Origin of the sequence: Rahnella aquatilis CIP 78.65 = ATCC 33071 (genome assembly GCF_000241955.1) — a bacterium.
Taxonomy (GTDB): domain Bacteria; phylum Pseudomonadota; class Gammaproteobacteria; order Enterobacterales; family Enterobacteriaceae; genus Rahnella; species Rahnella aquatilis.
The window spans coordinates 2,546,149-2,569,887 of record NC_016818.1 but is presented as its reverse complement, the minus strand read 5'-3'; the positions used below and the strand labels follow the sequence as shown (position 1 = coordinate 2,569,887).

The window sequence follows — 23,739 nt, the reverse complement described above, 5'->3', positions numbered from 1 at the left end:
GTAAATTTGGACGCGGGGCATTGCCTGTGACAATGATTCCCACAATAACCGCCCGATAATCGCATGAACCGGATCCGGGAGTTTATGCTTTTGAGCCCTGATATAGACCACCGACAGCGAAAACCGGCAGGGGTTTACACACGGATATTGGGTGCTGGCGAAAAAATAAACTCAACGTTGCGCCTGCAAACAGGCTAGTATAAAACTAATTGCCCGCCGCGGGTGACTCATCTTTTGTGCCTCCCTGTCTCTTACCCATTTTCTTATCATGTGAACTCTTATCGCAGCTCAGGCAACTGCCTTCTCGGGTCCGCGTAAGGTATGCCGACATGAAAAATGCTGTGATTAACTGGTTTAAAAGTAAAAGAGCACCACCCGTTCTTGCCCATACACGGCGTCATCGCGCCAGCGCGCTGTCCCACCCCGTACCGATCAGCGCTGAGCTTTTCTCAGCGGATCAGATGGAACGCTTCGGCGGAAAACTCGCACTCTCCCACAAGCTCTCCGGCAAAAAACTTCCTTATTACCTGCTAAAGCGCCTCGACGATAACGAAAAGGTTTTAACGCGCAGTTGCCTGATCCTCAGCAGTGGAGAGAAAGCGGGCATTACCCCGGCCGGTGAATGGCTGCTCGATAATTTCTATCTGATCGAAGAACAAATCCGTCTGGTGCGCCAGCTGTTGCCGAAAAACTTTGGCAAGGGCCTGCCTTCACTGGGGGCACCGCATTTTTGCCCGCGCATTTACGATATTGCGACCGAAGTGGTCAGCCACAGCGACGGCCTGTGGGACATTAAAACCCTGACCCGTTTTCTCTCGACTTATCAGAGTGTGCGCCCGCTGACGCTCGGCGAGTTGTGGGCGTTTCCGGGCATGCTGCGTCTGGCGCTGATCGAGAATTTACGCCGTGTCAGTATTGAAGTGGCGAACGCACAGCAGGAACGCAATCTGGCCGATTTCTGGGTCAATAAATTGCAGGACAGCGCGGAAAATGATCCCGCCAGCCAGATCATCGTGATCGCTGATATGGCGCGCACCAATCCGCCGCGCACCAGCGCTTTCGTGGCCGAACTGGTGCGCCGGTTGCAGGGGCACGGCTCGATGCTGGCGCTGCCACTGACCTGGGTGGAGCAGCGGCTGAGTGAAGTCGGGCTGACTCAGCGTGAAGTGATCGATAAATTTAACCAGCAGCTTGCTGCCAGCCAGCTTTCTGTCAGCAACAGCATTATGGGGCTGCGACAGCTTACCGAGATGGACTGGGCAGAATTTGCCGAAAACCTCAGCGTGGTGGAGAAAGTCCTGCGTGAGGATCCGGCCGGTATTTATGCCGCCATGCATTTTGATACCCGCGATAATTACCGCCATCAGATTGAACGGTTGTCGCGCCATTCCCGCCATGACGAAGCCTTTGTGGCCAGTCGCGCGGTGGCACTGGCACAACAGGCAACGGATTCCTTTCAGCAACAACATGTCGGTTACTATCTGATTGATGCCGGGCGCAAAGCGCTGGAGAAAGATTTGCAGGTGAAATTCTCGCTGCAAACCCGCATCCGCCGCCGCCTCAGTCAGACGCCGTTGCTTTCGTGGCTTGGCAGCCTGTTACTGCTGACCACCGCCATCACTGCCGATGTGCTTTACCGCACCGTGCATCCCGCCATGCACTGGGCATGGTGGTTATTACTGGGGCCGGTAGTGCTGGTCGCCAGCCAGTTTGCGCTGAATCTGCTCAGTGAAATCACCACCCGCAGCCGCACGCCGCAGCCGCTGCCCCGACTGGAATTCGTCGGCGGCATTCCGGAACACGCCAGTACCCTGGTGGTGATCCCCTGTCTGCTGGGCAGTCGGAAAAGCATTGAAGCACTGATCAGCAGTCTCGAAGTCTGTTATCTCGGCAATGTTCTGCCGCACCTGAATTTCGCGCTGCTCACCGATTTTCACGACAGCCACGAACAGCACCATGAAGACAACGAAGCGTTGCTCAACTATGCCACGCAGCAGATCCAGACCCTCAACCGTCGCTATCCCACCACACAAGGGCCGTTATTCACATTGTTGCATCGCGACAGTGAAATGAATGCGGCGCAGGGCGTGTGGATGGGGTATGAGCGCAAGCGCGGCAAACTCAATGCGCTGAACCGCTGGTTACGCGGCGAAGGCGAGCCGTTTTCACGGGTGGAAGGCAGCACGCAGGCGCAACTGCGTCAGGTTAAATATGTCATCACCCTAGACAGTGACACCGTGCTGCCGCGCGCGACGGCACACCAGCTGGTTGCTGCCATGGCGCATCCGCTTAATCATCCGGTTTATGATGCACAACGTCAGCGGGTGATTTCGGGTTACGCCATTCTTCAGCCCCGTCTGGCCGAAGAAATTCCTGAAAACGGGCAGGGACGTTACGCCGCATTATGCAGCAGCGTGCCGGGTAATGATCCGTATTCGTCGATGTCCTCCGATATCTATCAGGACTTATTCGGCGAAGGCTCATTTGTCGGCAAAGGGATTTACGACGTCGATATGTTCATCCGGGCAACAGAAAATACCTGCCCGGAAAACTTAGTGCTCAGCCATGATCTGCTGGAAGGTTGTTATGCCCGCTCGGGCATGCTCAGCGATGTGGTGTTATACGAGCAGTATCCGGAGCATTATCTGGCGGATGTGGCGCGTAAGACCCGCTGGATCCGTGGCGACTGGCAATTGCTGAACTGGCTGGGTTTTCGTGTCACGCAGGAAGATGGCACGCGGACCCGCAACCCGCTGACCACGCTTTCACGCTGGAAATTATTCGATAACCTGCGCCGCAGCCTGATCGCCCCCGCGCTGCTGACCCTCATTTTTTGCACACTGTTGCTGGTGCCGAACAAGCTTTACTGGCTGGGTTTCATCGCCACCATGCTGCTGTTTCCGGTGGTCGTCGCGCTGGTGCTGGATCTCTTCAACAAAGGCTCCCGCCGCAAGGTGATGCCTCATCTGAAAAGTGTGGCATCTGCCACCCTCAGCCGTTGTTCGCGGATTTTGCTCCAGCTGATGACACTGCCGCACGAAGCCGTGTATTCGATACACGCCATTTTGCTGACCCTGTGGCGGCTGAATATCAGCCACCGGAAGTTGCATGAATGGGCGAGTGTGAATATTGGTGAGAAATCCCGTGCGCGCTCCCTGGCCTATTTCTATCGGCGGATGTGGCCGAATCTGCTGGCCGGTGTGGCCGTGATTGTGCTGGCCGCCGGTGCGCATCCGCCGTTGCTGTGGTTTGGTTTGCCGCTCGGTCTGCTGTGGCTTGCCGCACCCCAGGTGATGTGCTGGCTGAGTTGGCCGGCGGTCAGGCAGAAGCCGGACATTGATGCGCAGCAGCACCGCTTCTTGCGTCAGACCGCGCGTGAAACCTGGTATTTCTTCGAAACGTTCGTGAATGCTGAGGAAAACTGGCTGCCGCCGGACAACTTCCAGGAAATTCCGCAGCCGGTGATTGCGCACCGCACGTCGCCGACCAATATCGGTCTGTCGTTGCTGGCGAATATCACCGCCTGGGATTTTGGCTATATCACGCAGGGTGAGGTGCTGGAACGCACCAGCCAGACGCTCGATACGCTGGATAGACTCGAGCATTTTCGCGGTCATCTTTATAACTGGTACGACACGCGCACGCTGGCACCGCTGAACCCGCGCTATATTTCCAGCGTTGACAGCGGCAATCTGGCCGGGCATCTGCTGACCCTCAGCAGCGGATTACGGTTATGGCGCACGCAGCCCGCGCTGAATAGGGCGGCATGGCTGGCGGGGCTGGGCGATACGCTGAACATGGCAGACAGCCAGACCGATGAACCGCTGATGGCAAAACTGCGGGAAAGCCTGAAACAGGCTACCGCCGCCAAAGCCGCTGAGAGTATTACGCATTTGCAGGATATGCGCAGTCTGATCGCCGTTTCGGCGCAGGGCTGGCAACAACGGCTGGCAGAACAGCTCGGAGCGGGCATTAAAGAGTGGTCAGATTTCTATGGTGCGCTGTCGCCGGAGGCTCAAAATGAACCGCTTCCAACGCTGCACTGGCTGGCGCAACAGGATGCCCGGACGTCGCCGCTGTTATCCCGCGCTATCGGGCTGGCGCGTCAGCGACTGGACATTATCGGTGAACTCGAACAGCGCCTGAACGAGCATGCGCACATGGATTTCCGCTTCCTGTATGACAAAAATACCCATCTGCTGACCGTTGGCTACAATTGTGACGCCCATAAGATGGACAGCGGAAAGTACGATCTGCTGCCCTCTGAAATCCGCCTGACGAATTACGTCACCATTGCCACCAATCAGTTGCCGCAAAAAAGCTGGTTCGCCCTCGGACGTCTGTTCACCGTGATCGACAAACAGCCGTCGCTGATGTCGTGGAGCGGCTCGATGTTTGAATACCTGATGCCACAGCTGGTAATGCCGGCCTATCCCGATACGTTGCTGGTGCAGATGTGCCAGACCGCCGTTGACCGGCAAATCGCCTGGGGTAAGGAAAATAGCGTGCCGTGGGGGATTTCTGAATCGGCGTATGCGGCATTTGATCTCAGCCAGAACTACCAGTATCACGCCTTCGGTGTGCCGGGCCTCGGTCTTAAGCGCGGCCTGGGTGAAGATATGGTCGTTGCGCCTTACGCGACGATGATGGCGCTGATGATCCGCCCGCAGGAAGCCTGTCTGAATCTGGCGGAGCTGGAGGATTGCGGCGCACGCGGTGAATACGGTTTCTATGATGCTCTGGATTACAGCCCGTCACGTCTGGTGCGCGGGCAGATTTACATCGTGGTGCGCTCTTACATGGCGCATCACCAGGGCATGGGATTTCTGGCGCTGGCTAATGTGCTGCTCGGCGCGCCGATGGTCGCACGCTTTGCAGCCAACGCCGCGTTCCAGTCCGCCCGTTTGCTGTTACAGGAGCGTGTGCCGGATGCTGTCGAGCTTTACAGTCCGCGTCGTCACTTTGAATCGCACGACAATACGCTGCAAAAAGTGAATGTAGAACTGCGTGAATTCACCGACGTTGACAGTCCGTCGCCGGAAATTCAACTGCTTTCCAATACCCATTACCATCTGATGGTCACGCAGGCGGGCGGCAGTGTCAGTCGCTGGAAAGACCTGACCCTGACCCGCTGGCGCGAAGATGCCACCCGTGATAACCGTGGCATTTTCTGCTACGTCAGCGATCCTGAATCGGGCGCAGTGACCAGTAATACCTGGCAACCCGCCGGTAAACAGAAGGGAAGCTATCACGCCGTACTGACCGATTTTGGCGCAGAATTTACACGCACCCGCGGCGCGCTGACCCTGCAAACGCATATCGTGGTATCACCGGAAGATGACGTCGAAATCCGCCGCATGACGGTTACGCATAATGGCCGTCATCCGCGCACGCTGGATATCACCACTTATGCCGAAGTGGTGCTGGCACCCGCCGCCAACGACGCGGCTCACCCGGCGTTCAGTAATTTGTTTGTGCAGACCGAACTGGTGCCCGCTCAGGAGGGGATTTTGTGCCACCGGCGACCACGCGAACCGGATGAAGCCTGTCCGTGGATGTTTCACATGATGGCGATCCACGGTGCGGTGGAACGGGAAACCTCGTTTGAGACTGACCGCGCGGCCTTTATCGGACGCGGTAATACTGCCGCCAGTCCGCAGGCAATGCAGAAGGGCGGAACACTCGGTAATAGTGCCGGTGCAGTGCTGGATCCGGTGATGGTGATTCGTCAGCGCATCCGGCTTAAACCCGGTGTGCCGGTGATTATCGACATGGTTTACGGCATCAGCGACACGCGCCTGCAAAGCCTGATGTTGATGGAAAAATATCGCGACCATCATATTGCTGACCGGGTGTTCGAAATCGCCTGGTCGCACAGTCAGGTCGTGCTGCGTCAGCTTAATGCAACGGAAGATGATGCGGGGCTGTTTAACCGTCTGGCAGGGGCGCTGATTTTTGCCAGCCAGGAAATGCGCGGCGATGCGCAGTCCGTCGCCGCCAACCGCCGCGGGCAATCCGGCCTGTGGGGACAGTCGCTTTCCGGCGATCTGCCCATTGTACTGCTGACCATGACCAGCAACGAAAATATCGGGCTGGTGACGTTGCTGATCCGTGCGCATCACTACTGGCGTCTGAAAGGACTGAAAGTCGATCTGGTGCTGTTGTGTAATGATTCCGGCGGTTATCAGCAGGCGCTGCAAAACCAGATCCTCAGCCTGGTGGCCTCCGGTGCGGGATCCAGCCAGACCGATATTCCGGGTGGCATTTTCGTGCGTAACGGCGAGCAGATGACCCCGGAGGATCGCACGCTGCTGATGAGCGTGGCGCATGTGATGATCGACGACCGCCGTGGCAGTCTGGCCGATCAGCTGAATCAGCGGACGCAAACGCCGCTCGTTTCCCTGCCTGCGTTGCTGCCGGTGCGTACGGTCAACGACAGCCAGCCGGTGATTGCGCCACCACGTGAACTGGCCTGTTTCAACGGACTGGGCGGCTTCTCGCCGGATGGCCGGGAATATCAGATTGTGCTCAACGAAGGGCAAACCACGCCAGCCCCGTGGTCGAACGTACTGGCAAATGCCCGCTTCGGTACGGTGATTTCAGAAAGCGCGCAGGCGTATACCTGGTATGAAAATGCCCACGAATACCGCTTAACGCCGTGGGAAAATGACCCGGTCAGCGACAGTTCCGGCGAAGCCTTTTATCTGCGCGATGAGGAAAGCGGCAGCGTCTGGTCACCGGCACCGCTACCGGTGCGCGGCGTCGGCGGTTACGTCACCCGCCACGGTTTTGGTTACAGTTGCTTCGAACATACCGAACGGGGTATTTCCAGCGAAATGACGGTATTAGTCGCTGAACACGCGCCGGTCAAACTGATTATTCTGACCCTGACTAACCTCTCCGGCAGGCCGCGCAGATTGTCGGTGACCGGTTATGCCGAATGGGTGATGGCGGATTTACGTGCCAAATCAGCCATGCATATCGTCACCTCGGCAGCCCACGTGGTAAAGGGTTGCGGCGTACTGGCGACCAATCATTACACCGGCAACGGCTCTGAACGCACGGCCTTCTTCGCGGTGACCGGCGCGCATTGCTCGGTCAGCGGTGACCGTCGCGAGTTCTTCGGGCGCACCGGTTCCGCAGCCATGCCTGCTGCCATGAAAAATCAGCGTCTTTCCGATAAAACCGGCGCGGCGCTGGATCCTTGCGGTGCAGTGCAGTCGGCGACAACGCTTATCGACGGCGACCAGCGCATCTTTGTTTTCGCGCTGGGCCTGGGGCAGAATGCCGCAGATGCCGAAGCGCTCATTCATCAGTATTTTCAGGAGGGAGAGGCGCAGGCTGAGCTGGATCGCATTCATCATCACTGGCATCAGGTGCTGGACAAAATTCAGATCACTACGCCGGATAAATCGGTCGATTTGCTAACCAATGGCTGGCTGATTTACCAGACCTTAGCCAGCCGCATCCTTGCACGCAGCGGTTATTATCAGTCCGGCGGGGCGTTCGGTTTCCGCGACCAGTTGCAGGACACGCTGGCGCTGAGCCACGCGGCGCCGGAACGGATGCGTGAACAGATCCTGTTATGTGCGTCGCGGCAGTTCATTGAAGGCGACGTCCAGCACTGGTGGCATCCGCCAACCGGCAATGGCGTGCGTACCCGCTGCTCTGACGATTATCTCTGGCTGCCGCTGGCCATCAGCCATTACATCTCCGTTACCGGCGATGACGGTATTGCGGAAGAGTCCGTGCCTTATCTTGAGGCACGTCTGCTGGACGCAGGCGAAGAGTCGTTCTACGAGCAACCGCAGGTCAGCGCAACGCAGGAAAGCCTCTGGCAGCACGGCGTGCGTGCGCTCAGGCATGGCCTGAAAATAGGCGACCACGGGCTGCCGCTGATGGGCGCGGGAGACTGGAATGACGGCATGAATCTGGTGGGACTGGGCGGGCGTGGGGAAAGTGTCTGGCTGGGCTTTTTCCTCTACGACGTGCTGCAACGCTATGGTGCGCTGGCAGAAAGCCGCCAGGACATCGCTGTCGCTACCCTCTGCCGCGAGCAGTCGGCGTTGCTGAAACAAAATCTCAACGACCATGCATGGGATGGTGAGTGGTATCTGCGCGGTTACTTCGACAGCGGTGAAACGCTGGGTTCGCATGCGAACGATGAGTGTCAGATAGATGCGATCGCGCAAAGCTGGTCGGTGCTTTCCGGAGCCGGTACGCCTGAACGCACTGCCAGCGCCATGCGATCGGTCGACAAGCGTCTGGTCGATAACGATGCGGGGCTGATCCGATTACTGACACCGCCATTTGACGGCAACGGGCCGAATCCGGGATATATCCGCGGGTATTTGCCTGGCGTACGTGAAAACGGCGGACAGTACACCCACGGGGCCATCTGGGCGGTGATGGCGTTTGCCAGACAGGGCAACACCGAACGCGCCTGGGAACTGATGTCGATGATCAACCCGATCAATCACAGCCTCACACCTGAAGCGGTCAGCCGCTATAAAGGTGAGCCGTATGTGATTTCCGCCGATATCTATTCGGTAGACCCGCACAGTGGCCGCGCGGGCTGGAGCTGGTATACCGGTTCTGCGGGCTGGACATACCGGTTAATCACCGAATCACTGCTGGGCATTACACGCCACGGCGATGCTATCGCCATTCACAGCAAACTGCCTGCGCTGTGGCCGGAAATCGCGGTGACATATCAACAAGGCAGCAGCCGTTACCTGATCACGGTGCGGCGCAGCACAGGGGATTATCGTGTCACGCTGGACGGCAATGCGCTGGACGGTGATCTGATCCCGCTGACGGATGACGGCAATGCGCATCAGGTGGAGGTTGAACTGGGCAGCCGGGCAGAAAACGCTGAAACAGATAATGTGCAGCATTAGTTTTCTGGATATCATTATAATCCCTCATCACCCAAACGTATGTTTCGTAGCGGATTGCAGCCGCGTCGGAAACCGGAAGTATGAACAGGCAGTGTCAGTAAACTGCCGGGAATTTATGATGAAACAGTCAAGGCGACCCTATGCAGACAAAGCGGATCCTGATTATTGAAGATGATGCCGATGCGGCAGACGTTCTCGATGCTTATTTAAAACGTGAAGGGTATGACGTACAGATTGCCGGTGACGGTGTTTCCGGGCTGGAGCACGCGCTGCGCTGGAAGCCGGATCTCATTCTGCTGGATGTAATGCTGCCGGGGATGCGTGGCACCGATGTGCTGGCGGCGCTGCGGCGTGAAAGCAGCACGCCGGTGATTATGGTGACGGCGATGGGCGATGTGCCCGATAAAATTGGCGCGCTGCGCTTCGGCGCGGATGATTATGTGGTCAAACCTTACAACCCCGGCGAGGTGGTGGCGCGGGTGCAGGCGGTGCTGCGCCGTATTGCGGCAGACGAAAACAGCACGCCTGCGGTGTTGCGCTGGCAGGGGCTCGATGTGGATGTCGAGGCGCTGACGGCGGCGGTGAGTTCGGCCTCGGGTGAACCGCATTATCTGGATTTAACACCGACAGAGTTTGGCGTGCTGAGCACATTGATGCGGGCGCCGACACGCCCGTTTTCGCGCCAGTATTTGCTGGAACATTGCCTGCCGGAAAGCGAGGCGCTGGAAAGGGTGGTCGATACGCATGTCTATAACTTGCGCAAAAAACTCGAATCCGCAGGCATCGTTAACGTGTTAGTTAACGTGCGCGGCGTCGGTTACCGGTTCAGACAGCCATGAATCACTCACATTATCAGTCCCTGTGGCGCTGGATTTGTGTGCGGATCCTGACGCTGGCCATCGGCAGTGTGGTCGTGATCGCAGTGTGCATGTGGCTGCGTTTTGCCATTCAGAATCTCTGGGTATTGCATCATATGTCTCCTGCGCTCAGGGCAGAATTTAACCTGCTGCGGGATAATCCGGATCTTAACCTCACACGCTTTCATGAGATTGTCGATCAGGGCTGGGGGCCGCGGTACTCCGATCCTTCCATCGCTTCGGCCGACTGGCTCCTGGTTGGCATCATGGTATTAGTGGTAACGCCGTTTATCGCTATTTTGGGATTAAAAGCCGCGCGTCCGCTTTCGTCGCAATTCAGCCGTCTGGCGCAGGTGGCGCGTGCGGTCACGCAGGGGGATTTCAATACGCGGGCAGAACCGGTGAAAAATGCCCCGGCGGAGCTGATACAGTTCACCGATGATTTTAACGCCATGATGCTGCAACTTTCACGCTATGAGCGGGAACTGCGGGCCTCCCATGTGGCGATGGCGCATGAACTGCGCTCACCGCTCACGGCGGCGGTCGGGCGTTTACAGGGCATGCTGGACGGTGTGTTCCGCCCGGAGCCGCAGCAGTTGCAGATGGTAATGACACAACTTTTGCATCTGAACCGTCTGATCGACGAACTGCATCTGCTGTCGCTGGCGGATGCCGGTCAGCTGAACCTCAGTAAGACAGAGCTGGATCTGGCAGACCTGCTGCGCGAGCGGATTACATGGCTGAAACCTCAGTCGGCGAAAGCCGGTTTTGATATCGCCCTGACGCCGGGTGCCCCGTGCCGTTATGTCGGTGATCCGTTCCGGCTCGGGCAGGTATTTACCATTCTGATGGAAAATGCACTGCGTTATGCCCTGGAAGGACAGCGTCTGGACATCGCGATCGCTCCCCGCAATGGCGGTTATGAGATAACGTTTCAGGATAAGGGGCCGGGTGTGGATGACAGTTTTCTGCCTGTTATGTTTGAACGCTTCAGCCGGGCAGAATCTTCCCGTGCACGGCATTCCGGGGGCAGCGGATTAGGTTTATCCATCGCCCGTGCGATTTGTGAAGCTCATGGCGGGCAGATCAGTGCAGCGAAGAAAACACAGGGCGGGCTGAAGATCACGGTCATTTTACCGCCGCCGGAAAACAGCCAATAAAAAATCCGCACTGCAAAAAAAGGGGATGCTGAATGCATCCCCTTTTTTACATCGGGTTTTTCACATCAGGATCAGAAGTCGTACGTCATTGAGACTTTGAGCGAACGCGGTTCTCCCTGATAGATATAGGTTCCGGTGCTGTCGATATTTGACCAGTATTTTTCGTTGGTCACGTTATCAACACCGGCACGCCAGACCATATCATTCTGGTTGATTTTGGTGCGGTAACGCACGCCAAGATCCAGAACGGTATAAGCGTCAATTTTCTTCGTATTAGCCGAGTCTGCCCACTGCGAGCCGGAATGATTCACCAGCGCGGTGGCTGTCAGGCCGTCAACCGGTTTAATGTCATATTCCACCCCCAGAACCAGGTTGTAACGCGGCACACCAATCGCATCTTTACCGTTGTAAGTATTGTCTTCTGTTTTGGTCATTTCCGGATCAATCCAGGTGGCACTGCCGTTCAGGCGCAGGCCCAGTACCGGCTCACCAAAGACGTTTAGTTCCATGCCCCGGTTACGTTGTTCACCGTCCATGCCGTAGAAATCCTGACTGTTGAGGATGCCTGAAGGTTTTTTGATTTCAAATAATGCAAGTGAACCGCCAATACGCCCGAAGTCCGCTTTTACACCCACTTCGTTTTGTTTTGAATGGGCAATGCCGGTGGTTGTACCGTAGTTTTTCGCGTTTTTCGGTGCCACATCACCCGGCTGTAAAGATTCGGTGTGGTTGGCGTACAGGGAAATCACCTGCCACGGTTTGTACACAACCCCGTAAGTCGGCATCCAGCGGCTGTCGCTGTAACGTGATGACACGTCTTCAGCGCCGGTCGCATTGCTGTAGTTACGCACGATCACTTTCTGATGACGGGCACCGACGGTGAACAACAGGGTGTCATCCAGAATGCCCAGCGTGTCAGTTAACAGATAGCCCTGAGTCCGGTTACGCCCGGTGGTCAGCGGGTCGTCATAATTACCGCCAGACAGATTAGGTGTCGGGTTCGGGACATTCGTGGTGTGATAAATATTGGTGTTTTCGGCATTGGCACCGTAGGCCATACGCCACGCCGTATTATTGCGTGAAGTCAGGGCGGAATAACCGAAATTGACCTTGTGGGTAATAAATGCGGTATCGAAATTGCCGCGAATGCCGGCCATTCCGCTGAAATTATTGATGATGCGGTTGGTATCCAGACGGCCTATTGTTGCCGTTCCGTCAGCATCTTTCAGCGCAGGGGAGGCATAGTCGCCGGTTTCATGCGAATGCTGTGCGCCCACGCCGCCATACACTGTCCAGTCATCAGTCACATCATATTCCGCTTTGGCCATACCAAATTCGGACTCAATGTTGCTGTATATCCAGTCCTGACTGTAATTGTGACTGTTGGACGGCACTTTCGGGATGAAATCCACACCCGTGATATTCACGCCAAGACGGGCGTCGTGGAAGGTTTTCTTCTGGTAGCCCATATCCACTGAGGTACGAAGACGATCACCGCGATAATCGAGGCCCAGCGAGGCTGCGGTGGTGCGTTTTTTCTCACCATCAATACCGGTTTCACCTTCGCGGTTAACGGCATTGAGACGGACACCGAACTGGTTGTCATCACCAAAACGACGGCCCAGATCCAGCGTGCCGCCGACCTGCGAGGAGGAGGTATAATCCACACCCACGCGGGTCAGAGGCAGGTCATCGGCATGTTTTGGCTCAAGGTTAATCATGCCACCAACGCCGCTTGTCGCCGCACCGTTCAGTAATCCGTTCGCACCCTTAAAGATTTCTACCCGGTCGATTAATGACGTATCGATCACCTGACGGGGCACTACGCCGGGCAATCCGCCATACGTCATGTCGTCACCATCGAGCTGGAAGCCACGAATGCGGTAGGTTTCGGCGAAGTTGCCGTATCCCTGCACGTTCTGGACGGTGGCATCATTGCGCACGACGTCAGCAATGGTCCGCGCCTGCTGATCCTGAATCAGTTTTGACGTGAAGCCGATGACGTTAAACGGCACATCCATGGCCTTCTGTTCGCCAAGCATGCCGAGACGGCCACCATGTGCCACCTGGCCGTCCAGATAGGCCGGCACCAGCTCATTGCCGCCCGGTTTGAATTCATTATCCGGCGTACTGACGATAGTCATGGTATCGCCCGCCGCAGCCGTTGAACCGGTCGCCGGAGCAGGGGAGGTGGCCGCCATCGCAGACGTGCAGCTGACGCTGACAAAGAGTGCCAGCAGGCTCGGTTTAAACCCTGTAAATGTAACTGAATCGCGCATAATGTAACCCTGGTGTAAAAAGGACTGAGAATCATTATTATTTGGATTTGCGATTATGCTTATGACGATCCGGGATGCAAGGAAAATCTTAGGGGACTCACTTATTTGGCGGGAACCACCTGGCGGAGCATAAAAAAATCCACGGCATGGCGTGGATTTTGGTTAAAGAAGAGGTTTTAAATTTTGCCTGAGGAGCGGAATCGATCCTATTTCTTTTTATTCAGCATCGCCTGTAAATCGGCAAAAGGGTTGTAGGTGGCAGCACCGACATCTTTTTGCGCATCTTCACCTGCCACTACGCGAGTACCGTACTGGTCGGCTTCGGTGTACTTCGAGTGCTCATGATCATGACAATACAGACACAACAATTCCCAGTTGCTGCCATCTTCCGGGTTATTAGTGTGGTCGTGATCGATATGGTGAACCGTCAGTTCGCGCAGGTTTGAATACACAAACTCCCGCGAACAGCGCCCGCATACCCACGGATAGATTTTGAGTGCTTTCTCACGATAGCCGCTTTCCAGCCGCTGGTAGTTTTTGGGGATCAGTGCCATTGAGATGTTACCCGTTTAGAAGAGAAAATTTTAAAGTATGTCGCCATTATATCCTGTAACGGGGCACCAGGAAAAATGAAAGCGTTGCCGGATGGTCGCTTTTACACAGAGCATTTTTGCCTGAGCGTTTTGCCAGTATCTAACTTCCTGAGTGCATAGCGCCATGTCCAGGAAACTTTATACTGAATTGTAAAGTGTTTTTAATCATCCGGCGGTAACAGGCATTATTTCATGCATGTTATAAATTCATGGATTGGTCTTTTTTTTTATTGCATAATATTACTAAAAATTAGGGGGAATGGACGAGTTGTCAATGCGTTTTACAAATCTCATTCATTAAGCAAATAAAACTTTTTAAGATATTGGAAAATATAATGGAATGTCGCCCAGGAAGGGAAGTTCTCGACGAACATCTTGAAGTACTCTTTGCGTTACTGATTCCTTACTCTGAAAAAATTGATATTTGTGACTCTGGCCATATTCTATTTACTGAAAGTCATGAGAATTGTTTTATATACCTGATCAAATCTGGGTGCTTTCTCATCAGAGACGTAATCACAGGATTTAATACCAAAACTATCTCGCCACCGGCAATGTTGGGTATTGGTCAGTGTATGTACCCAGGATGGATAAAAGGTTTTTCTATCGAACACATATCAAATGGCGTTATTTTTAGAATTGATAGTCAGAAGGCATTTGAAGTTATTGATTCCAATCATTGCTGGCGTTCGGTTGTTTATATTCTATCCTATCAGTTAGGGTTTATGACAAACAGGCAATGCCATTTATTAAATAAAAACAGTTATATCTTGATAAAGACCTTACTTCTTGAAATGAGTCAGGAGCCAGAAAAAATGCTTAAAAATGTGAGTGTGGAGAAATATATTTCTGAGCGATGCCATCTGGGGAGGAGCGTCATTATGAAAATTCTTTCTGATTTGCGAAAAGGGGGATACATAGAAATAAACAGAGGTAAGTTGGTGAAGATAGTTAAATTACCTGAAAGATATTAGTTAATCATCAAGAGCCCAGGGTATGGGCCCTTAATAATCACTATTTCTGTATGAGGTCAATCATAAAGGATGTTAAAGGTTGCTTTAGCGTTAGCTTTACCGGCAGTGACAATCTGACTGGTCTGATAATACTCTACGCTAAATGGCAGTGATGTTCTTCCTGATGGGCCGCTAAAAAAAGGAATTTTATTTTTTAAAATGATGGGTTGGTTTTTATACTTAATTCTTATCGAAATCCCCTGTGCACTTCCGGCTGTATTATCTAACGCTACTAATCCAGTTGATGGTTTAATGCTGGGTTCTTGCCCATCAAAAACTACGTTGTATTGCATATGAGCATCACAGTTGAGCTCAATATTGAAGGTTTTTTCACCCAGCGTTGTTCCCGGCCCGGTGAAATTTTTCACATCAAATTTACCAAGATCAACCTGGATATTTTCATCCTGAATACTACAGGTAGCAGGTGTGATTTTTGTGCCATTAATATGAAGCACGGTAATTTCTTTGCCATCATCTGTTTTAACTGCTGCATAACGCCCGGCAATTAATGTGCCGGCAGTGGTGTTGCGATCATTTGTTTTAATTAACTCAAGTTTATATTGCGTATCCGTAGGGAAATCGTGCATGCATTGCGCGCTGTTACATTTTAGAACCATGCCATAGGGGAATGGATTTCCGTTCACAGAAAACCGATATCCGACTCCCGGGATATTAGTAGAAAAGATATTATTTTTTAATAAAGTACCCGGAATGTTTCTGGCATAAAGTTTCCCTTCACCCTGACAGTTAAGCGTTTGGCCGGGACCACTACCGTGCGGGTCCGAAAGTGTCTGCTCATAAAGAACATACCCGGCTGGAAGATTATGCGAAATAACAATATCCCCGGGTGTGAAAAAAACATCGCGAGTCTCAGATTGGGCAGTGCATTGTGCATAAACTTGCGATGGAGTACAAAATAAAAATAATATCGCTGCTGAAACCGGTAAAAAGATAAACATTTTCTTCATTACGTTTTTAATCTGTTGCTGTGACATGATTATTATCCTCTAAATGCAAAGGGCATCGATTTCTACTAATGATATTTTGTGTTCTGCTGTAGCATCTTCTGCGGGCAACTCAAAGGGCGCTTCACATTGCTCGCTGTTTTCTTCACCCCAAGTTACTTTTACGATCCCTTTATGTGGCATACCAATTAAATACACTAATCCATCATCAGCAACGATACTGCTGCCCGTGTCTTGTCCCGCCGTCGCCATCGCACCAAAAGGAATAGTTTTATTTGCGGGGCGAGACAGTGTCATTAAAACACGCTCACCTGAACGTACACTGAAATTAGCTAATATCATCGCTCCGTCAGAAGGCGTAACATGATTAATTGTTGAGGTGATATCGAGTTTATTATTAAGTCTTTCAGTATTGATGCTAATGTCATTGATTCTGTAAGGTTGTAAGTTAGGAATCACGGCATATCCACGTGAATCTGTTTTAATTCCTGCTCCATTATTAATGGGAATGCCACCCTGATCGGGAATACGAACTAAAGCCAGAGATGTGTCATCGGATAAATATTGAGAAAGTGTAACACCATAGGGATGTGTTACAATAGCGCCACGCATTCCATAACTTAAACGCCGGGTTGACAGTGTTTCACTATAATTACCATTGAATTCAGCCTGTGATCCTTTATAGTTCGCGGTAATACTGCCACCATCACTTTCACTTCCTTTGCTACCATTTATTCCATAATTAAGATTTCTCTCTTCAAGAAGGGTTCCGTTTATTCCGACGGTTTGAGTAATGTGATGTGAGCTGTCAGATGTCATAGAGTAATTAGCCCAGGTTTGTGGCAAAAGGCTTTCCAGTGGGATTTGCACATTTAAAGCAAGTTGCCGGTCAGGTTCACCGGTATCGCTGTGCGTGTAGCTGTAGCTAAGACTCAGGTTCATGCCATTGTAATTCCCATTGTACGAGAGGGAAAAATAATTTTCAGGATCATTAATCCAGTAATTCTCACGGCTGGCGTATAATGAAATCGAACCATACTCACTTAGCGGTTGACTCAAACTCACTTCATATCGGTTTCGCTTTTTATCAGTATAAAAAGAGCTCGTTTGTGGATCACTCTCTGAAATATTTAATGAGTCTTCAAAAGTATAATAATTTTCATCAGGAAAATGAAATACGGATGCATTGATCTCTGTACCCGTCATTGAAACTGACTTTGAATACTTAAGACGATAGGCTTTCCCACGCAATTCTTTTTCCTGATACCTGGTTATTGCCTGCGTAGCATCTATTGACACTGAGCCAAATATTCCCAACCCCATACCATAACCAGCCTGACCTGAAGAATATTTTTCACTTTTTGTTATGCCGCCATAGAGAGTTGTATCATGAGGTAAACCATAGAGGCCCGTCACCAGTAAAACATTGGGATCTGCTGAAGTATTGCTCTCATTATTATACTTACCGGCCATCAATTCATATTTCAGATGACCTTCGCGTTGCATTATTGGTACAGAACCAAAACTTTGTGTGAAAATACGCTCGCTGCCGTCAGACTCTTTTATAGTGACTTGAAGGTCGCCACCGCCCGTGCTGGGGAATAAATCTGTAAGTTCAAAGGGGCCAGCCGGTACATACGACTGGTATACGATGTAACCTCCCTGACGAACAGTGATCTGTGCATTAGCCATTTTCGCTATACCGCGGATAACAGGGGCGAAACCGCTTTCCCTATTTGATAGCATGCGATCCTCAGAAGCGATGCGTATGCCACTAAAAGCGAAGCTGTCGAAAACATCGTCCTGAGTTGAATCGTCACCCAGAGTTAACTTGCCTTTGATTTGAGAGATATCGCGTTGAAGATAAGTATTAATATTGTCCCATTGGGTATTGCCCGAAGAGTTATGACTGTAGGTAGTATAATTTCTGAGTCGCCACGCACCCAGATTGACCCCATTACGTAAACCCAGATATTGGTCCTGTTCAGTCGAGTCTTGTTTTTTATTCAGGCTCTGCGCACCACTGAGATCGTAACTTGAGAACATGGCTAAAAGTCCATTATCCCATTGGGAAGGATCAATATAATCTATAGGGCTGTTATTCATTAACGCCTGCGGAATGTTGATATTCAGGCTTTGTTTTTTGAAATTAAAATTTGTATAGGCACCGTCGATTATTTTATCCAGACCGGTGACGACATCAGTATCCTGTTTGTTTTTTAATTCTTTAATGTCGTTGATTTTTAATCCTGCATTTCTATACTCTTTTAGCAAAATTTCTGGTGTTAAGTTTTTTTCTTCGTCCTCAACAAAATTGACGTCGTGTTTACCTGTGTGTTTATTATTGATGAATATATCAACATGGTAAATCCCCGGTAACTGCTTCCCCGGAGTTGTGAAACGTGAAAGATCAACTGGCTGTATACCATCTGGACCTTCTAACTCCAGCGCACTGGCATCAAAATATTTCTCTGTACCCAGGGCTAATGGGGAATACAAAAGCATCAGTAATTCTGCGCTGGCAAGGCAAACTAACTTTCTCCGATATCTGAAGGTAAACGTTTCAACCTTCGGCGTAGCCAACTTTTGCATTATTAATCCCTGATCCCTAACTCTATCTTTCAATACCAGTGAAACGAAGTACACCAAGACTGTCTGGAAGCTATTGTTGTTTTATAAAATAAAATATTCTTATTTTACGTTAACTACCGTTAAATTGATGATTACAATCAAAATTATTTGAGCAGATTATAATTTGGCTGACATGGCGTCAGTTATTTGCCCCAAATCACCCAGTGTTTCCCAACTGACAGTCTTTGTGTTTGAATATTTCCCTAAGTCGTATCGTTGCGATGAATGCGGAGAAAGCATTACCTTATCTTTAATTGTTAATTCATGATCATCTGCTTTCAATGAAGATAGTGTCAGATAGTACGGAGTAGGGTTTTCTGCAATTAATTGGTTCCCATCTTTTTTGAAAGTGATATTTCGATAGGCATTGGTAGCTTTTTCTCCTGACAGCGCTTCCGGTCGATAAATGAGTTTCAGGGAAGATTTCACTGAAAAAATCACCATGTTGGTGTCTTTTTTTTCTGTTTCTGGTATTGATTTAATATTCAGCCAAAAAATAGACTCATGGTCTGCGGGTAATGCTTTTCCGTTATGAATAATACGGATAATGTTCTCTTCGCCGGCAGAAATGTTAAACAGAGGTGGGGTGACAACAAAAGGACTTTTAAATTTCTCTGCAGGTTTTTTTTGGACTTCATTTACTGCAGGCTCAGTTTCTGTAAAAGCACCAACCCAGGACTGGATGAGGTAATTACTCATTTTATCTGGATTTGATATTTTTAGAACGGCATCCTGTTTTTGTTCTTCATAGATGACGCGTGTTGCACCGATCTGAATTCCGGCAAAAGAACATGAAGTAAAAGTGGTTAATAGAAGAGGTAGTATGATCTTTTTAAACAATGACATGCTGTGCTCCGAAACTTAAAAGGGCGTGAAAGCGGGTAAAAAAACTTCCATCCCTGGAAGTTTCTCGGACTATTTCTTAAAACGAATAAAATTTAGTCATATTTTACGGAGATGTTTGAGGTCATGCTAAAGGAGCCACTTCCGGCTGTGCCACGTGTTGAAACAATACTGGCAGTGAATGGCACGCTCAGTTCACCGTTCCTGCCAGATGGTGTCGCTATGTCTACCGGCGTATTTGGGGAAACTTTAGAGCCGTTAGCATCTTTTAACTGAATAACCAAGCCATCGTCTTTGGAGCCAACGATAGCGAAATCACCACTGGAGGCATCTTCGACACCGTCAAACTGGATCCGGTAGTTGGAGTACCCTGTAGGACAACTCTTCATCGCAACGTTAAATGAAACAGCATCAGAAGTGGCACCAATGGTGCTCATTTCATCTGCATTTACGGTGCCGAGATCGACATTACCCGTTTCTGCACCGGTATTATTAATATCAATAACGCAAACGCTGCTAGTGAGTGAACCTTTAAAATTAACTGTTGCTGCAGAAGCATTGCTGATAGCGGCAGCTGAAAATAACATGCCGAGAGCGAGGGAAATAAATTTCTTGTTCATAATATATCCATATACAGTTTTATTCATTAATGTGAACTTCATCGTTCTAAATGTGAAAGGTAAATTTGGTTCAGGTCATCAGTTGTAAACAATATTCACAACCGTTGGCATATTAAAACTACCTTGATTAATGAACTGGTTGACAGCAGTCAGATTTACAGTGAAGTCCATTGCTTTAGACGAGTCTGTTGCCGACATCCCTGTAGAGATATTTTCATTAGCTTTAATGTTATTACCCGCGGCATCCTTAATCTCGTAGAATACCCCCCCGCCCATGGCCGCAGGTGCCGCGAAGCGATCGCCGCTGGCAATGCCGCCAAAGTTAATAGAATAGCCATTTGTTCTGTGCGCACAGTGTGTCAGAGCCAGAGTAAAAGCGACGGGGGCTGATGTGCCACCGTACATACCGTCTGCCGCTAATACGTTAACAGGGATTGCACCCATATCAACATCACCCGTATCAGAACCCGTGCCATTGATATCCACATTACAGGTATTACCCGAAACTTTTCCGGTGAATGTGACTGAGGCGGCTGAAGCCGTATTAATCATTCCTGACAACATTATTGTGGTCAAAGAAAGAGTGAGTAGATTCTTTTTCATATTTAGTCCATTAATTTGAGTGTTGCATGCGGTGTATCTATAAATAAAATGAATAGATATTTAAATGCATATAGAACACCATCTATAAGCAGACTAATTATGAATCCTGCGCGTAACTATTTCAATTTATTAAATTGTCCGAATATGGATTTTGAAGTCCATCTTATGACTCGTCAAATTAATGATTAATTCAGTTTTGATGATATTTATTGTTACTTCCCCGTTGGTTTTAAAACAGACGTGTTTATAAATATCATGAGGAAGGGAGTGTTATTTACAAAACAAAGCGTATCAGAAATTAATTATTCCCGGTGTGCTTGCATAGTTTAAATTATTCAGGCAATAAAAAACCCACGTCAATGCGTGGGTTTTAAGTAAATGCAGAAACTGAAGTGCGGTTTAGACGTTAAACAGGAAGTTCATCACGTCGCCATCTTTAACGATGTAGTCTTTGCCTTCTGAACGCATTTTTCCGGCTTCTTTCGCGCCTTGCTCACCTTTGTAGGTGATGAAATCTTCGAACGCGATGGTTTGTGCGCGGATAAAACCTTTCTCGAAGTCGGTGTGGATTTTACCGGCAGCTTGTGGCGCGGTAGCGCCGACAGGAATGGTCCATGCGCGGACTTCTTTCACGCCAGCGGTGAAGTAAGTTTGCAGATTCAGCAGTTCGTAACCTGCGCGGATCACTCGGTTCAGGCCCGGTTCTTCGATGCCCAGTTCAGCCATGAATTCTTCACGGTCAGCGTCGTCGAGTTCTGCGATGTCAGATTCAACCGCAGCACAAACAGCAACGACCACAGAGCCTTCTGCGTCTGCGATTTTGCGCACAACGTCGAGGTAAGGGTTGTTCTCGAAACCGTCTTCGTTAACGTTAGCGATGTACATGGTAGGCTTCAGCGTCAGGAAGCTCAGGTAACGGATGGCCGCTTTGTCTTCTTCGGTCAGATCCAGCGCACGCAGCATGCCGGCGTTTTCCAGTTGTGGCAGACATTTTTCCAGTGCAGCCAGTTCTGCTTTCGCATCTTTGTCGCCGCCTTTGGCACGTTTCTGCACACGGTGAATGGCACGTTCGCAGGTATCGAGATCAGATAACGCCAGTTCGGTGTTGATAACGTCGATGTCATCAGCCGGATCCACTTTGTTGTTCACGTGAATAATATTGTCGTTCTCGAAGCAACGCACCACGTGGCCGATCGCTTCGGTTTCACGGATGTTGGTCAGGAACTGGTTACCCAGGCCTTCACCTTTAGATGCGCCTTTTACCAGACCAGCGATGTCCACGAACTCCATGGTCGTTGGCAGGATACGCTGCGGTTTTACAATCTCGGCCAACTGGTCGAGACGCGGATCGGGCATTGGTACCACACCGGTATTCGGTTCGATGGTGCAGAACGGGAAGTTTGCTGCTTCGATACCCGCTTTGGTCAGCGCATTGAACAGAGTAGATTTACCGACGTTCGGCAAGCCGACGATACCGCATTTGAATCCCATGTTTTTCTCACCTTAATATCTTAATTATCAAACGATTAAATATAACCGCACGATGTAATGACCACAATTCCCCGCATTATACACGAGAACCACATTTATCTCGATCCGCTTGTGGCCGCCCCTGTTGTCAGTACACAGGATAAACCTTGCCTCACCTGGTTCATTTTTAGATACTTGTCACAATTTTTTAACTGATCGGGAAATGTACCGGATGTTTTATGTTTAATCCGCGTGGTCTGAAGTTGTCTGAAGTGAAGAACGAAACGCTGGCCGGATTTGTGGTGGCGGTATCAATGATCCCCGAAGCGGTCGGGTTTTCACTGGTTGCCGGATTGTCGCCAATTGTCGGTTTGCACACGGCGTTTATTATCGGGCTGGTGACGGCGTTGTTCGGCGGTAAACCGGGCATGGTGTCCGGCGCAGCGGGTTCCATTGTGGTGGTGCTGATGAGTCTGGCGGCGCAACACGGTATGGGATATGTGCTGTGGGCAACCATTTTTGCCGGGGTGATCCAGATCCTGATAGGTGTTTTCCGCCTCGGTAAATTTATCCGGCTGGTGCCGTTGCCTGCGGTTCACGGCTTTGTGAATGGTCTGGCGATTGTCATTATGCTGGCGCAGTTGCATATGATCGCCGGGCAGGGGCCGCTGATGTACGGGCTGGTGCTGCTGGCGATTCTGGTGGTGGTACTGTTCCCGAAACTGACCAAAATCATTCCCGCTTCGCTGGCGGCGCTGATCGTCGTTTCGGCCGTAGCGATTGGTTTTAACCTGCCTACCTTGCGGGTGGGGGATCTCGCGGATATCTCAGGGGCATTACCGCACTTTAGCCTGCCGGTCGCGCCTTTCAATATTGAGATGCTGAAAGTCGTGCTGCCTTACGCGGTGGTGATCGCGCTGGTCGGCCTGATTGAATCGCTGCTGACTATGACGGTGCTGGATGAAATGGGGAATAAGAAGGGCAACGGCAACCGCGAAAGTATCGCGCAGGGCGCAGGCAATACGATTTGCGGGCTGTTTGGTTGCTTTGCCGGTTGCGCAATGATTGGACAATCAATCATTAATTTCACTTCCGGCGGTCGCGGGCGGATTTCCGGGACAGTGGGGGCAATTTTGCTGATCCTGTTTGTGGTCAGTCTCTCCGGGTATATCGGCCTGTTGCCGGTTGCGGCGCTGGCGGGGATTATGCTGGTGGTGTGCTACAACACGTTTGAGTGGAGTTCGCTGCGCCGTCTTCGCCGTATGCCGAAAGCCGATATGCTGGTGATGCTGATTGTCACCGTCATCACGATTTTCACCGATCTTGCCGTGGCGGTGATCAGTGGCGTGATTATCTCGGCGCTGGTGTTTGCCTGGCAGCAGGCGCGTATCCGTGTGCGCGAGCATAAAACTAAAGGCGACCTGGCAGTGTATAAGCTGGATGGCCCGCTGTTCTTCGGATCTGCCGCGACCTTTGCCGAGCTGTTTAATCCTGAAAACGATCCGCAAAACGTGGTGCTGGATTTTGCCGGTACGCGGGTCATGGATTCCAGCGGGGTGGAGGCGATTGATAAGCTGACTGCGCGTTATCTTGATGCCGGTAAAACCATTCGCCTGCGTCATCTCAGCAATGATTGCGTGGGTTTGCTCAAAAAAGCCGGGCCATTCTGTTCTCATGAACTCGACGATCCGCAATATTACGTTGCAGAAGATAACCTCTGACCTTCTATCTAAAGGTGCCGCTTAAAACGGCACCTTTTTTGTCTATAGAAAACCCCCAGCTAGGCTGGGGGTTCCGTAAAGCTT

Annotated in this window: 13 protein-coding genes; 5 read left to right on the top strand and 8 right to left on the bottom strand. The window is 51.0% G+C overall.

The annotated features are described in order from the left end of the window. The first annotated feature begins 329 nt into the window (after positions 1-329). From RAHAQ2_RS11625 to RAHAQ2_RS11615, 3 genes are all read left to right on the top strand, one after another. Positions 330-8,900 (top strand): GH36-type glycosyl hydrolase domain-containing protein, encoded by an 8,571-nt coding sequence (locus RAHAQ2_RS11625; protein WP_015697417.1) that lies wholly within the window; start codon positions 330-332, stop codon positions 8,898-8,900. Positions 8,901-9,040: 140 nt separating this feature from the next. Next, positions 9,041-9,739, top strand: coding sequence for a response regulator (locus tag RAHAQ2_RS11620; protein ID WP_015697416.1), 699 nt, complete (start codon positions 9,041-9,043; stop codon positions 9,737-9,739). Continuing rightward, positions 9,736-10,917 (top strand): sensor histidine kinase, encoded by a 1,182-nt coding sequence (locus RAHAQ2_RS11615; RefSeq protein ID WP_015697415.1) that lies wholly within the window; start codon positions 9,736-9,738, stop codon positions 10,915-10,917. Before RAHAQ2_RS11620 ends, RAHAQ2_RS11615 begins: the two co-directional genes overlap by 4 nt. A 71-nt stretch (positions 10,918-10,988) precedes the next feature. Here the strand turns inward: RAHAQ2_RS11615 and RAHAQ2_RS11610 are convergent, their stop codons facing one another. Then, positions 10,989-13,196, bottom strand: coding sequence for a TonB-dependent receptor (locus RAHAQ2_RS11610; RefSeq protein WP_015697414.1), 2,208 nt, complete (start codon positions 13,194-13,196; stop codon positions 10,989-10,991). A gap of 206 nt (positions 13,197-13,402) precedes the next feature. Further along, complete coding sequence (yajD, locus tag RAHAQ2_RS11605; protein ID WP_015697413.1) at positions 13,403-13,750, bottom strand: HNH nuclease YajD; 348 nt, start codon at positions 13,748-13,750, stop codon at positions 13,403-13,405. Positions 13,751-14,124: 374 nt separating this feature from the next. On the opposite strand from yajD, the gene RAHAQ2_RS24655 reads away from it, so the two are divergent. Continuing rightward, positions 14,125-14,763: a helix-turn-helix domain-containing protein gene (locus RAHAQ2_RS24655; RefSeq protein WP_015697412.1), complete on the top strand. Its 639-nt coding sequence runs from the start codon at positions 14,125-14,127 to the stop codon at positions 14,761-14,763. Between the two features lie 56 nt (positions 14,764-14,819). Here the strand turns inward: RAHAQ2_RS24655 and RAHAQ2_RS11595 are convergent, their stop codons facing one another. From RAHAQ2_RS11595 to ychF, 6 genes are all read right to left on the bottom strand, one after another. Next, the gene (locus RAHAQ2_RS11595) at positions 14,820-15,797 is read right to left on the bottom strand and encodes a fimbrial protein (RefSeq protein ID WP_015697411.1); all 978 of its coding nucleotides are present in this window, start codon (positions 15,795-15,797) and stop codon (positions 14,820-14,822) included. 12 nt (positions 15,798-15,809) lie between these two features. Further along, a complete protein-coding gene (locus tag RAHAQ2_RS11590; RefSeq protein WP_015697410.1) occupies positions 15,810-18,359 on the bottom strand; it encodes a fimbria/pilus outer membrane usher protein in 2,550 nt (849 codons plus the stop codon). Between the two features lie 156 nt (positions 18,360-18,515). Next, complete coding sequence (locus RAHAQ2_RS11585) at positions 18,516-19,244, bottom strand: fimbrial biogenesis chaperone (RefSeq protein ID WP_015697409.1); 729 nt, start codon at positions 19,242-19,244, stop codon at positions 18,516-18,518. Positions 19,245-19,336: 92 nt separating this feature from the next. Further along, positions 19,337-19,861, bottom strand: a complete 525-nt coding sequence (locus tag RAHAQ2_RS11580; protein ID WP_015697408.1) for a fimbrial protein — start codon at positions 19,859-19,861, stop codon at positions 19,337-19,339. Between the two features lie 78 nt (positions 19,862-19,939). Next, positions 19,940-20,464, bottom strand: coding sequence for a fimbrial protein (locus RAHAQ2_RS11575; RefSeq protein WP_015697407.1), 525 nt, complete (start codon positions 20,462-20,464; stop codon positions 19,940-19,942). Between the two features lie 399 nt (positions 20,465-20,863). Continuing rightward, positions 20,864-21,955: a redox-regulated ATPase YchF gene (gene ychF, locus RAHAQ2_RS11570; RefSeq protein ID WP_015697406.1), complete on the bottom strand. Its 1,092-nt coding sequence runs from the start codon at positions 21,953-21,955 to the stop codon at positions 20,864-20,866. 218 nt (positions 21,956-22,173) lie between these two features. Between ychF and RAHAQ2_RS11565 the strand changes: the two genes are divergently transcribed. Then, on the top strand, positions 22,174-23,655 hold the full coding sequence (locus tag RAHAQ2_RS11565; RefSeq protein ID WP_015697405.1) for a SulP family inorganic anion transporter: 1,482 nt from the start codon (positions 22,174-22,176) through the stop codon (positions 23,653-23,655). Positions 23,656-23,739 lie beyond the last annotated feature (84 nt).